Consider the following 12,341-nt stretch of genomic DNA (forward strand, 5'->3'; position numbering starts at 1 on the left):
CTCCTGCCATCAAAAATAGTGAGCGCTTACTAATTTATGCTACCGTGAGCATGGCAATCGGTTGTCACGATTGCCCCGATCGAGAGGATCCCTCAATGACGAACTTCCCCACCGGCTTCCTCTGGGGTGCCGCCACCGCCGGACACCAGATCGAAGGCAACAACGTCAACAGCGACTGGTGGGAGCGCGAGCTGACGATGCCCGGCATGGAGCTCTCCGGCGACGCCGTCGACAGCTACCACCGGTTCCGCGAGGACATCGACCTGCTGGCCGATGCCGGTCTGACGACCTACCGATTCAGTCTCGAGTGGTCGCGTATCGAGCCGGTGGAGGGACATTTCTCGCGGGCCGAGCTCGCCCACTACCGTCGCGTGATCGAGTACTGTTTCTCCCGCGGAGTGGTGCCCTTCGTCACCCTGCAGCACTTCACCACGCCCCGCTGGTTCGCGAACGACGGCGGGTGGACGTCGCCGGCGGCCAAGGACCGCTTCCTCCGCTTCGTGACCGAGGCCACGACGATCCTCGACGGCGTCGAATGGGTCGCGACCATGAACGAGCCGAACATGCAGGCGGCCATCATGACCGCGATGCGCCGGATGGCCGAGACGCAGGGCGGCCAGTGGCAGAGCCCGACCGTCGAGAGCGACACCGAGCGCGAGGGCGGCGAGGAGAAGAGCGTCGAGAAGAAGCAGCACGGCGCCTTCCTGCAGGACGCCGACCCCGCGATCGGTCGCGCCTTCGTCGAGATCCACCACGCCGCCCGCGAGATCGTGCGTGCGCGCACGAACGCGAAGGTGGGCTGGACCATCGCCGCGGGCGCGCTCACGGCAGCGCCGGGCGGCGAGGAGAAGCTCCGGCAGATCCGCTACGGCAAGGAGGACGTCTACTGGGAGGGATCCCGGGGCGACGACTTCGTCGGAGTGCAGGCGTACTCCTCCCAGGAGGTCGATGCGGACGGCCTCGTCCCGCATCCGCCGCACCCCGACAACACGCTGGTCGGCACGGCATTCCGCCCCGACTCGCTGGCCATGGCCGTGCGCCACGCGTGGGAGGTCTCGGAGGGTGTCACCGTCATCGTGACCGAGAACGGCATCGCGACCGCTGACGACACCCAGCGGATCCGCTACACGGATGCCGCGCTGCGCGGACTCGCCGACACCATCGACGAGGGCATCGACGTGCGCGGATACCTGCACTGGACGCTCCTCGACAACTTCGAGTGGGGGCACTGGGCCCCGACCTTCGGCCTCATCGCCGTGGACCGTGAGACGTTCGTGCGCACGCCGAAGCCGAGCCTCGGCTGGCTCGGCGAGGTCGCGAAGCGCAACGGTCTGAGCTGAGCGGCGCTGCACGCAGAGGCCGAGTTCATGACCGTCGACGTCGACGACCCCCGGGGCGAGAGCTCCGCGGGGGCTGCGGGGCGCGTTCCCGAGGGCAACCTCGCGCTCCCGCAGCCCCCGGCCACGGGCTCGGTACCCGCCCTGACGGCACCCGAGGCATCCGACGCCCGCACGGGTGACGTCCGGCTGCGTTCGATCGTGCTGCTCGTCGCCGCGACGTTCGGTGCGGGCATGGCGATGATCGTACCGATGGCGTACTCGCTGGCCGTGCGGCTGGACCAACTGGCTCCCGGTCGCACCGAGGCGCTGGGTCTGGTGCTCGCCGTCGGCTCGGCAGCGACGCTCGTGCTCGCTCCGCTCACCGGCATCCTCAGTGACCGGCTGCGAAGCCGCTGGGGGCGCCGGCGCCCCTTCACGGTGATCGGTCTGCTCATCGGCGCGGTGTCGGTGCCGATCATGGCGCTCGCTCCGAGTCTCGCCGTCCTCACGATCGGATGGACGCTCTCGGCGGTCGGATGGGGAACGGCGGCCGCCTCGCTCGGCAACTGGCAGGCGGATCGCCTGCCGCCGCACCAACGCGGGCGCGTGTCCGGTCTCACGGGCGTGACGATGCAGGTCGCGCCCGTCGTCGGCATCATCCTCGTCGGATTCTTCCGTGATCAGGTTCTCGTCGTCTTCGCGCTCCCCGCGGTGATCGGCGTCGTGCTGGTGATCGCCTTCCTCGCCGTCGTGCGCGACCCCGACAGTCGGGGGATGGTGTTCGAGCGGCGACTCACCGTCGGCGGACTGCTGCGCAGCTACGGCTTCGACCCGCGCACGGCCCCGGACTTCGCCTGGAACTGGCTCGGCCGCTTCATCTTCTTCTCCGGCCTCACCCTCACCACCAGCTTCACGGTCTTCTTCGTCGCCCAGCAGCTGGAGCTGCGCGTGCCGGACGTCGCCGGCGTGCTCGCGATCGTCTCGGCGTCGAGCATCGTCACCGCCACCGTCGGCTCTCTCGGCGGCGGGTGGCTGAGCGACCGGGTGGGCAGGCGCAAGCCGTTCATCCTCACGGGTGCCTCCCTGTTCGCCGCCGGATGCGGCGTCTCGGCGTTCGCGCACGATCTGCCGACGCTCATGGTCGGCACCCTGCTGAACTCCCTCGGCATCGCCACCTTCTCGGCCGTCGCTCAGGCGCTGCTGCTCGACGTGCTGCCCGATCGCGAGCGGGAAGCGGGGAGGTACATGGCCATCGCCCTCTTCGCGCAGAAGATCCCTGGTGTCTTCGCGCCGGTCCTCGGCGGGGCGGTGCTGGCGATCGGCGCCGGCGCGGAGAACTTCACCGCGCTGTACCTCCTCGCGGCTGCGCTCGCTTTCGCCGGCGGCCTCCTCATCACTCTCTCGGTGCGCAGCGTCCGCTGAGCGCCCGGCCCTCTCGAAACGGAGCACTGATGTCCTTCCCCTTCCCCGACGTCTCGTCGAACCCGCTCGCCTCGCTGCTCGACCTGACCGGTCGCACCGCCCTCGTCACGGGAGGCGCGCAGGGCCTCGGCCGGGCCATCGCCGATCGACTCGCCGAAGCCGGAGCGAGCATCGTGATCGCCGACCTCGACGAGGGGCGCTCCGAAGCGGCGGCGGAGGAGATCGCCGCGCGCTTCGCGGTGCCGACGGTGGGCGTGCGCATGGATGTCACCGACGCCGGATCGGTGGCAGTGGCGACGGATTCCGCCGCCACTGCCGTCGGCGCCCCGGACATCTGGGTCAACAACGCCGGGATCTTCCCCAGCCAGTCCCTGATCGAGATGAGCGATGAGACCTGGGAGCAGGTCTTCGCGGTCAACACGCGCGGTGTGCGCAACGGCGCGCGCGAGGCGGCGCGTCGGATGCCGCAGGGCGGCGTCGTCGTCAACATCGTGTCGACCGCGGGGTTCCGCGGAACCGCTCCGGGCCTGTCGGCCTACGTGTCGTCGAAGCACGCCGTGCGGGGGCTCACGAAACAGCTCGCGCTGGAGCTCGCGCCACAGGGCATCCGCGTCCTCGGCGTCGCTCCCAGCTACGTGCCGACCGAGGGCAACATGGCGATGGCGGCCGCGGCCATGGAGCAGATGGCGGCGGCGGGTATCGATCTCTCCACGATGCCGTCCGCGATGTCGCACAGCCTGATCGGGCGCCAGGGCACGCCGGACGACATCGCGCGCGTCGTGCTGTTCTGCGCGAGCGATCTCTCGATGGTGATGACGGGGAGCACGCTCCTCGCGGACGCCGGGGAGACCATATGAATGGCAATCGGTTGCCATTTCCGTCGAACTCTGCTGTACTGAAGACCGAGAAACGCAAAGAAGCGCACGAAAGGCCCTTGATGCTCAAGCCCATCGCCACCGCGACCCGTGACCTCGTCAAGCTCGACGGCGTCTGGAAGTTCGCGATCGACTCCCGCCTCCCGGAGGAGCCGTGGTCGTCCGTTCTGGACACCCCGCTCGAAGCGGCCGTTCCCGCGAGCTACAACGATCTCTTCACCGATCCCGCGATCCGCGACCACGTCGGCTGGGTGTACTACCAGCGGTCGGTGCAGGTGCCGCGCGGCTGGGCGGGGGAGCGCATCCTCCTGCGTTTCGATGCGGCGACCCATTCGGCGAAGGTCTACGTCGACGACCAGCTCGTCGGCGGGCATGTCGGGGGCTACACGCCGTTCGACATCGACGTCACGGATGCCGTGAGGCCCGGGGCCGCGTTCCGCCTCACGGTGGCGGTGAGCCCTGATCTGACGAACATCACCATCCCGCCGGGCAAGATCGAGGTCGGCATGACGGGCGGCAAGACGCAGACGTACTTCCACGACTTCTACAACTACGCGGGACTCGCCCGCTCCGTGTCGCTCTACTCGCTCCCGCAGGTGCACGTCGACGACGTCACCGTGGTGACGACCTTCGACGGCTCCACCGGGTTCGTCGACTACCGCGTCGAGACCGTCGGCGGCGCCGACGTCCGCGTCCGTCTGGCGGATGTCGCAGGCACCGTCTTAGCGACGGCATCCGGGTCGGAGGGTCGCCTGCAGATCGACGACGTCGTGCTCTGGAAGCCCGGCGCCGCCCATCTCTACGAATTGACGGTCGACGCCGTCGACGGTGAGGACGTGCTCGACACCTACGCGCTCGCGGTCGGGGTGCGCACGGTCGAGGTGCGCGGCGAGGAGTTCCTCGTCAACGGCGAACCGTTCTACTTCACGGGCTTCGGCAAGCACGAGGACACGTTCGTCCGCGGCAAGGGGCACGACGACGCCTACATGGTGCACGACTTCCAGCTCATGGAATGGACCGGCGCCAACTCGTTCCGCACCTCGCACTACCCGTATGCCGAGGATGTTCTCGACTTCGCCGATCGTCACGGCATCCTGGTCATCGACGAGACCGCCGCGGTCGGGCTCAACATGGGCGTCGTCGGCGGACTCAGTGGCACGCCTCCCTTCCCGACCTTCTCCGAGCAGTATGCGGGTGCTGAGACGCAGGCCGCGCACGCACAGCACCTGCGCGAGCTCATCGGGCGCGACAAGAACCACCCGTCCGTGGTGCTGTGGTGCATCGCGAACGAGCCCGCGTCGAACGAAGACGGGGCGCGCGAGTACTTCGAGCCCCTCGTGAACCTGGTGCGTGAACTCGACCCGACACGGCCGATCACGTACTCGATGGTCATGTTCGCGACCTTCAAGAACGATCAGATCATCGATCTGTTCGACGTCGTGAGCCTCAACCGCTACTACGGCTGGTACATCAACGCCGGCGATCTCGCGACGGCGGAGATGTATCTGCAGGGTGACATCCAGGGCTGGATCGATCGCACCGGCAAGCCGATCATGATGCTCGAGTACGGTGCCGACACCATGCCGGGTCTGCATTCGGTATGGGACCAGGTGTGGACCGAGGAGTACCAGACCGACCTGCTCGCGATGTACCACCGGGTCTTCGATCGCTTCCCGCAGTTCGTGGGCGAGCAGATCTGGAACTTCGCGGACTTCGCCACCACCAACGGCCTGCACCGTGTCGGTGGCAACCGCAAGGGCATCTTCACGCGCGAGCGTCGACCGAAGGCCGCAGCGTTCGCGTTGCGGCAGCGCTGGCGCGGACTCGACGGACGCAAGCCCGGCGCCGACGCCTGACCGGCCGCCGTCGCGCACAGGAGCATCCGATGACCGTCGAGGAGGTCGAGGAGGTCGAGGAGGCCGAGGTGGGCGTCGCGGGCCGGCGCCGCCTCCTCGACGGTGCCGGCCGCGACGCGACCGGGTGTTTCCCCGCCGACCGCGTCGAATCGCGTCGCTCATGACACGCTGGGAGGCGGGAGGATCCATGGACGACGAACTGCCCGGCGAGATCGCGGAGCGCATCCGGCGACGCAACGGCGCCGCCACCATCTACGACATCGCCGAGCTCGCGGGCGTGAACCCGTCGACCGTCTCCCGGGCGCTGAGCAAGCCGGGGCGGATCAGCAAGAAGACCGAGGAGAAGATCCGCGCTGCGGCCGATCGACTGGACTTCCAGTTCAACCCGATGGCGCGGGCGCTGCCGACGGGGCGCAGCCACACCATCGGCCTGATGGTCGCGGACATCACGAACCCGGTGATCTTCGGGATCGTCCGCGGTGCGGAGCACACCGCCGCGGCTGCCGGCTACACGCTGGTGATCGCCGAGTCGCAGGAGTCGGGCGAGGCAGAGGCCGAAGCGGTCTCGCGGATCCTCCCGAGCGTCGACGGGCTGATCCTCGCGACGACCCGTCTCGGTGATGAGCGCATCACGCGATTGGCCGACCGCAAACCCGTCATCCTCATCAACCGACAGGTCGACGGCATCGTCGGTGTCCTTCCGGAGGTGGAGCAGGGAGTCTCGGACCTCGTCGCGCATCTCGCAGACCTGGGGCATACGTCGATCGCGTACCTCTCCGGGCCGGAGACGTCGTGGATCAGCCGCCGACGGTGGGAGACGCTGCTCGACGCCGCAGAGGGGCGAGGCATCGCCGTGGTCGAGATCGGACCCCTCAGCCCGACCATCGACGGCGGAAGCAAGGCGCTGCGGCGAGTGCAGGCGTCGCGGGCCACCGCTGCGATCGCCTTCAACGATCTGATGGCGATCGGTCTGATCCAGGCTGCGTCTTCGGCGGGGATGCGCATCCCCGCCGATCTGAGCATCGCGGGGTTCGACGACATCTTCGGCAGCGAGCTCATCGTGCCTGCGCTGACGACCGTGCGTGCACAGCTCCAGCTGGCGGGAGAACGCGCGGTGGGAAAGGTGCTCGAAGCGCTGGGCGACGCCACCGAACCGGTGAGCGACGAGCCTCTCGCGACGACGCTCGTCGTGCGGGGGAGCACGGGTCCGGTCCCGCGGCTCTGAGGGCCGTCGCACCCGGGCCGCAGCCGTTGCATTCTGCGGCTGGCAATCGGTTGCCTTTTTCTTTGCGATCTGTTTTGATGGAACTGTCTCCGCAGCGAGACGGTCTGGAGTCTTCGATGTCGAATGCACTGCGTACCCCCTCCGTCCACCGGAGCGACGCGAGATCACGCGCATGAGCGAGCCGATCACGCAGGAGGCCGGCGAGGACGCGCGCTGGACCTCGACCGTGGCCGTGCATTACGACGCGAAGAAGCCGCTCTCGCGCTACATCCGCTGGTACCTGCTCCTGTCGCTCGCCGTGTCGGCCGTCTGGGCGGCGACGAACGGCATCCTCATGCCGAATCAGATCCAGCTGCTGGAGTTCGGCTCGTTCTTCCACGGAGCCGACGCCGGCATCGACCTGCAGGCGTTGACCGAGCTCGGGCGAGCCGTCGCCTCCGGCGAGGTCACCCCTGACGCCGACCAGACCAGACAGCTCGCCCTGCTCTCCGACTTCGAAGCGGCGCGGGCGAACGGGCTCGCTCTCGTCACGACGACCAGCGCCATCATCGTGATGGTCCTCCAGCCGGTGATCGGCGTGCTCTCCGACCGCACGCGCTCCCGCCTCGGGCGCCGTGCGCCCTGGATCCTCTACGCCGGGCTGATCGGAGCCGTCCTGCTCGTGGCGGTGCGCTATGCGCCCTCGCTCGTGGTCCTCGTCGTGCTCTGGTCGGCGACCGAACTGGCGCTGAACGTCGCAGGCAATCCACTGCAGGCGACGGTCGCGGACCGGGTGCCGAGAGATCGCAGGGGCCGCGTGACGTCGTGGACCAGCATGGGCGCGATCATCGGCGGCATCATCGGCGGCATCGGCGCGGGCGCCCTGTTCGGGCTCGTCGGGCTGGACTTCTATCTGATCCTCGGCCTTCTGGTCGCCATCGCGACGATCCTGTTCGTCACGCGCAACCGCGACGAGTCCTCGGTCGAGGTCGAGCGGGAGCCGTTCGCCTGGAAGCCGTTCCTGCTCGGCTACGCGAGCGCCCTCAAGGCCCGCAACTACCGGTGGCTGTGGATCTCGCGCGCACTCTTCTTCTTCGGGTACAGCACCTCGACCGTGCTCAACCTCTACATGCTGCAGAGCTACGTCCGCCCCGCGCTCAGCGCGGCGGAGGCTTCGGCGATGGTGCCGATCCTGGGGCTCGCGGGAATCCCGTTCACGCTCATCGCCGTCGCGATCTCGGGCCGGCTCTCCGACCGCCTCGGGCGCCGCAAGCCGTTCATCATCGTCGCTTCCGTCCTCATGGCGGTGTCCATGGCGATTCCGTTGATCTCGCCGACGCTGCCTGCCCTGTTCGCTCAGGTCGTCCTCACCGGCCTCGCCTTCGGCATATACCTGCCGGTCGACAACGCGATGTTCATCGACGTGCTCCCCGACCCTGCGCGTGCCGGACGGGATCTCGGACTCGCCATCGTCGCGATGAACCTCGGCCAGGCGCTGGCGCCCGCGCTGGCTGCCGTCGTCGTCTCGGTGACGGGCGGCTACCAGGCGGTCTGGGGTGCAGCGCTCGTGCTCGTGGCGCTCGCGACGCTCACGGTGGCGCCGATCAGAGAGCGGAAGCCGGCTCGTGCCTAGGTGGGGAATCGTCGGCACCGGCGACATCTCCGACCGGCTCGTCGCCGACCTGCTCGCCGTCGACGGTGAGATCACGGCTGTGTGGGGTCGAACCGCCGACCGGGCGTCGGACTTCGCCTCACGCCACGGCATCCCCTCGGCGACCGCCGACCGCGCGGAGCTGTTCTCCCGCGACGATGTCGACGTCGTCTACATCGCGACCCCGGCGCACACCCACACCGAGATCACGCTCGAGGCGCTCGACGCAGGCAAGCACGTCCTGGTCGAGAAGCCGATCGCGACATCGGCCTCCGACGCCGAGCTGCTGTTCGCGCGTGCGGCCGAATCGGATCGCTTCCTCATGGAGGCGATGTGGATGCGGTTCAACCCCCTGCACGTCGAACTGATCGACCGCATCGCCGGGGGAGAGCTCGGGGCGATCCGGAGCGTGCGGGCGAGCTTCGGCACACCGTTCTCCCCTCGTCCGGGAAAGTCGCGGCCGGAAGACGGCGGCAGCATCCTGCGCGACAGAGGCATCTACCCCGTCACGCTGGCGCACTGGTTCCTCGGGACGCCAGAGGGCGTTCACGCACGTGGTGTCGTCTCGGATGCCGTCGATCTCAGCGGACACGCGACGCTCGAACACTCCGGCGGGGCGTTCGCGCAGCTTGCCTGGTCGGGCGTCGAGTTCCTCGATCTCTCGGCGGCGATCAGCGGTGAGCGCGGATGGATCACGCTCGATCCGATGTTCTGGGCGGGCAGCGATGCGCATGTCCATGCCGGCTCGGCCGAGCGCATCTTCCGCGCGCCGGAGCAGGTGCGGCATCCACGGGTGGGCAACGGCTACGGCCCGATGCTCGAGGCGGTGAGCGCGGCCATCGAATCCGGTCAGCGTGAGCATCCCTGGCATGACGCGAAGACCACCATCGCCGTCACGCGCACTCTCGACCGTATCCTCGCCGAGATCTCGCCCGCCTCGCGCTGATCGCCACTCTGAGCCCACCCGCGGGCGGGTCAGGACATGGCATCCTGAATTGACACCGAAAGGCACGGCCATGGACCCGATGTTCCCGAGCCAGGGCAATGCGCCGGCTCCCATGCTGCAGGACGTGCGCGGCTCAGCCAAGCGTGCCATCAACTACTTCCGCGTGATGGTCGGGGAGCTCGCCCAGAACGGCGCCTCCGGTCGGCGCCAGATGCAGTTGATCGGCGCCGCGGACGCCCAGTCGCTGCGTGCACCGCTCTCCTACGATGCGTTCGAGGTGGAGATCGACGAGGTCTTCACGGAGAGCGGCACCTTGCGAGTGCAGAGGATGATCACCGAGGTTGTCGCTCGTTTCGGTCTTCACCTCGACACTTCCTCCTGGTCCAGCCTGGAAGGCGGCGAGGAGATGGTGGTGGCGGTCAGGCGCGGCGCCTAGGGCACGAACACCGTTCGATTCCGCGAGAGGAGGTCGCGCTACCGCGTCTGAGCCTTCTCCTTGCGGCGATGTGAGTAGTCAGTTGCGAGCGTCCAGGCGGCGAATGCAAGCAGCGGGATCGCGGACAAGAGGCCGATCCACTCGAGAGATCCTCCGCTGCCGATGTAGACGACGTTCAGAACGACGCAGAATGCGATTGCGGCAACGAGCAGGCTCAGTCGAACAGGTGAGAACAACACTCGCAGCCTGCGCTGAAATGACTTGCTGTAGGGCGTAGAAGTCGTCGTGTGCATGCGTAAGTCCCTTCTATGGCGCGCCGATGATGGCATTGAGAGTCACATCGGATCGGATGATCCGGCGCGGGTCGGAACGGTGGCCCGCAGCATCCATCCGTCGCCCGTGCCGTCTGTCTCGAGGGTTCCCGAGCATTGGGCGAGGCGGTGCCGCGCACGGTGAAGGCCACGACCTCCGTGACGATCGCTGTTTCCCGAGGGCGGCGCGACGACGACGTTCCTCACGACGAGCTCGACGACGTCGGCACGATCTTTCACGTCGAGGCTCGCGGACTGCGACGTCGGCGCGTGCTTGATGATGTTCGTCACGGCTTCGATCGCCGTCTCGGTCAGGGCTCGCTCGTTCGCGGACGCCACACGGAGAGGAGCGCTCGGCGCGGACACCCGCGTCGGGATCCCGGCATCATTCAGGAGAGCTCCGAGGGAGGAAACCGCGTCGATGATGTTCCCGTCGTATCGGGATGGATGGACGCGGGGGCCTTCGGTTTCCGTGTCCCGTATCAAGGAGAGAAGAGACCGAATACTCTGGAGCGCCGCTTCTGCCGACTCCTCGATGGTGGTGAGAGACACGTTCCGGGCTGCTTCATCCGGCTGCAGGGGCAGAGCTCGGGCATGGAACAGGATGAGCGTGAGATCGTGCGCGATGCCGTCGTGGAGCTCATCCGCGATACGCTCCCGATCTTCTTGAGCGATGGCCTCGAGGTCCTTCGAGATCCGTGAGCGTTCCGCGACCAGGAACGTCTCACGCGCGGCGACGAGCCGGAATGCCACACCCAGGAGGAAAGCGATCACCGCAATGCCGGCGATTCCGTAGACGCCGCCCGCGGCAAGCGTCGAGCCGTCGCTGGCGATGTACGCGGTCAGCAACGCCAGCAGCACCGCGTGCGCGATGATCACCCATGGCGCACACGTCGCGGCGACCAGGCTGAGCGCGATTGCGAGCTCGAGGAGATCTCCGCCGCTCTCGGTCAACACGACACCCACGCTGGTGAGGAGCATGACGATGAACGCTGCGGTCGCCGGGTGCCACGCGAAGGCGGCGATTCCCGCGTACAGCACGATGGCGAGAAGGTCGTGGCGCGTGAACCCGCCGCTCGCGAAGCCGAACCCGATGGCGATCATCACGAGCACGCCGACAGCCAGGAGCAGGAGGAGGCGCGCGACGGGGTGGAGACCGCGCTGATCCCAGAACGTGCGAGACCGCAGCATCTTCACGATCGACGACCGCGCAGCGAAGATCGGCGCCCGGCTGTCGGCGGACGGCGCGGAGGTTTCAGGCACAGATGCCCATGATCTGACAGAGCCATTCGCCCAGATCGGCATTCGCCCCGACGGCACGGGCGAACGTTCGGACGGCGAACTCGGTTGTCGATCCCACGTCGGGCTCCTCAGTCAGGTGGTTCGCGACGTGAGCGCTGGGCGCGACGTCGGCCGCATCATGGTCTTCCTTCCCTCCACCCTAAGAGTCGCGAACCTGAGGCCACGCGATCATGGCCCCAGGGCTGGAGATCAGACGAAGTTCCCGCGATACCGTGGGGGAGTGAACGAAGCCGTCCGTGTCCTCGTCGTCGACGACGAAGCCCTGGTGCGACACGCATTACGCGCATTCATCAGCGACGACGACCGCGTCGCACTGGTCGGCGAGGCGACCGACGGCTCTGAGGTGGTCGCGACCTGCAGGGCGTCGAACCCCGACGTCGTCCTGATGGACATCAAGATGCGCGAGGTCGGCGGGGTAGAAGCGACCCGGCTCGTCCTGGACTGGAATCCTCGTTGCCGCGTCGTGGCCTTGACGACCTTCACCACCGAATGGCGTGCGATCGAGGTCCTGCGCGCGGGCGCCTGCGGGTACCTCGTGAAGAATTCGACTCCACAGCAGATCATCGATGCGATCGTTGCTGCCCACGCGGGCGACCGGGTCGTTTCACCCGAAGTGCAGGAGAGATTCGTGCGCGCCGCGATCGAATCCGGCGACAGTCGGATCACCGACGCCCCGGTGCTGAGCGAGCGCGAGCGGCAAGTCATCGACCTGATCGCCCGGGGGCTCTCCAATGCCGAGATCGCCGACGAGCTGCACTATGCCGAAGGCACCGTGAAGGCCGACATCCGCCACATCAATCAACTCTGGGACGTTGAGAACCGTCTGCAGATCGTCCTCCGGGCCACCGAACTCGGCCTCATCAGCCTCTGAAGAGGGCAGGAAGCGGCGCGGTGTCGGAACGTCCCGGACCGTGAGCGCGAATCTCTGGCCCTGGGGCTATGAGCGATCGGGATCGCTTGAGTCGGATGCTGTGCGGTGGTCCTGTGGAAGCACAGAACGCTCGTTGACGCCCGGGCCC

General features: G+C 67.8%; 12 protein-coding genes. 10 read left to right on the forward strand and 2 right to left on the reverse strand.

The window, feature by feature from the left end:
* The first annotated feature begins 95 nt into the window (after positions 1 to 95).
* The 9 genes from ABD648_RS16335 to ABD648_RS16375 all read left to right on the forward strand — a co-directional run bounded on the left by ABD648_RS16335 (position 96) and on the right by ABD648_RS16375 (position 9,709).
* Positions 96 to 1,340, forward strand: a complete 1,245-nt coding sequence (locus tag ABD648_RS16335; protein ID WP_282216017.1) for a family 1 glycosylhydrolase — start codon at positions 96 to 98, stop codon at positions 1,338 to 1,340.
* A 27-nt stretch (positions 1,341 to 1,367) separates the two neighbouring features.
* Complete coding sequence (locus tag ABD648_RS16340) at positions 1,368 to 2,741, forward strand: MFS transporter (protein ID WP_282216018.1); 1,374 nt, start codon at positions 1,368 to 1,370, stop codon at positions 2,739 to 2,741.
* Between the two features lie 29 nt (positions 2,742 to 2,770).
* Positions 2,771 to 3,598, forward strand: coding sequence for an SDR family NAD(P)-dependent oxidoreductase (locus tag ABD648_RS16345; RefSeq protein ID WP_282216019.1), 828 nt, complete (start codon positions 2,771 to 2,773; stop codon positions 3,596 to 3,598).
* An 80-nt stretch (positions 3,599 to 3,678) separates the two neighbouring features.
* A complete protein-coding gene (gene uidA, locus ABD648_RS16350) occupies positions 3,679 to 5,472 on the forward strand; it encodes a beta-glucuronidase (protein WP_282216020.1) in 1,794 nt (597 codons plus the stop codon).
* Between the two features lie 29 nt (positions 5,473 to 5,501).
* On the forward strand, positions 5,502 to 5,636 hold the full coding sequence (locus ABD648_RS16355; RefSeq protein WP_282216021.1) for a hypothetical protein: 135 nt from the start codon (positions 5,502 to 5,504) through the stop codon (positions 5,634 to 5,636).
* Between the two features lie 23 nt (positions 5,637 to 5,659).
* On the forward strand, positions 5,660 to 6,697 hold the full coding sequence (locus ABD648_RS16360) for a LacI family DNA-binding transcriptional regulator (protein ID WP_282216022.1): 1,038 nt from the start codon (positions 5,660 to 5,662) through the stop codon (positions 6,695 to 6,697).
* 172 nt (positions 6,698 to 6,869) lie between these two features.
* Positions 6,870 to 8,309 carry an MFS transporter gene (locus tag ABD648_RS16365; protein WP_282216023.1) on the forward strand — a complete coding sequence of 480 codons (1,440 nt, stop codon included), beginning with the start codon at positions 6,870 to 6,872 and terminating at the stop codon, positions 8,307 to 8,309.
* A complete protein-coding gene (locus tag ABD648_RS16370) occupies positions 8,302 to 9,273 on the forward strand; it encodes a Gfo/Idh/MocA family protein (RefSeq protein ID WP_282216024.1) in 972 nt (323 codons plus the stop codon). The genes ABD648_RS16365 and ABD648_RS16370 overlap by 8 nt, the downstream gene beginning before the upstream one ends.
* 112 nt (positions 9,274 to 9,385) lie before the next feature.
* Positions 9,386 to 9,709, forward strand: coding sequence for a hypothetical protein (locus tag ABD648_RS16375; protein ID WP_282216025.1), 324 nt, complete (start codon positions 9,386 to 9,388; stop codon positions 9,707 to 9,709).
* 38 nt (positions 9,710 to 9,747) lie between these two features.
* On the opposite strand, the gene ABD648_RS16380 is transcribed toward ABD648_RS16375, so the two are convergent.
* Both ABD648_RS16380 and ABD648_RS16385 read right to left on the reverse strand, forming a co-directional pair.
* Entirely contained in the window at positions 9,748 to 10,002 is a 255-nt protein-coding gene (locus ABD648_RS16380) for a hypothetical protein (protein WP_282216026.1), read from the reverse strand.
* Positions 10,003 to 10,044: 42 nt separating this feature from the next.
* Positions 10,045 to 11,283, reverse strand: coding sequence for a sensor histidine kinase (locus tag ABD648_RS16385; RefSeq protein WP_282216027.1), 1,239 nt, complete (start codon positions 11,281 to 11,283; stop codon positions 10,045 to 10,047).
* 259 nt (positions 11,284 to 11,542) lie between these two features.
* Between ABD648_RS16385 and ABD648_RS16390 the strand changes: the two genes are divergently transcribed.
* Positions 11,543 to 12,193, forward strand: coding sequence for a response regulator transcription factor (locus ABD648_RS16390; protein WP_282216028.1), 651 nt, complete (start codon positions 11,543 to 11,545; stop codon positions 12,191 to 12,193).
* Positions 12,194 to 12,341: the final 148 nt, after the last annotated feature.

Origin of the sequence: Microbacterium luteolum (genome assembly GCF_039533965.1) — a bacterium.
Lineage (GTDB): Bacteria > Actinomycetota > Actinomycetes > Actinomycetales > Microbacteriaceae > Microbacterium > Microbacterium luteolum.

Coding starts and splice junctions, on each gene's coding strand:
- ABD648_RS16335 (WP_282216017.1), top strand. CDS start 96: ATGACGAACTTCCCCACCGGCTTCCTCTGGGGTGCCGCCACCGCCGGA.
- ABD648_RS16340 (WP_282216018.1), top strand. CDS start 1,368: ATGACCGTCGACGTCGACGACCCCCGGGGCGAGAGCTCCGCGGGGGCT.
- ABD648_RS16345 (WP_282216019.1), top strand. CDS start 2,771: ATGTCCTTCCCCTTCCCCGACGTCTCGTCGAACCCGCTCGCCTCGCTG.
- uidA (WP_282216020.1), top strand. CDS start 3,679: ATGCTCAAGCCCATCGCCACCGCGACCCGTGACCTCGTCAAGCTCGAC.
- ABD648_RS16355 (WP_282216021.1), top strand. CDS start 5,502: ATGACCGTCGAGGAGGTCGAGGAGGTCGAGGAGGCCGAGGTGGGCGTC.
- ABD648_RS16360 (WP_282216022.1), top strand. CDS start 5,660: ATGGACGACGAACTGCCCGGCGAGATCGCGGAGCGCATCCGGCGACGC.
- ABD648_RS16365 (WP_282216023.1), top strand. CDS start 6,870: ATGAGCGAGCCGATCACGCAGGAGGCCGGCGAGGACGCGCGCTGGACC.
- ABD648_RS16375 (WP_282216025.1), top strand. CDS start 9,386: ATGCTGCAGGACGTGCGCGGCTCAGCCAAGCGTGCCATCAACTACTTC.
- ABD648_RS16380 (WP_282216026.1), bottom strand. CDS start 10,002: ATGCACACGACGACTTCTACGCCCTACAGCAAGTCATTTCAGCGCAGG.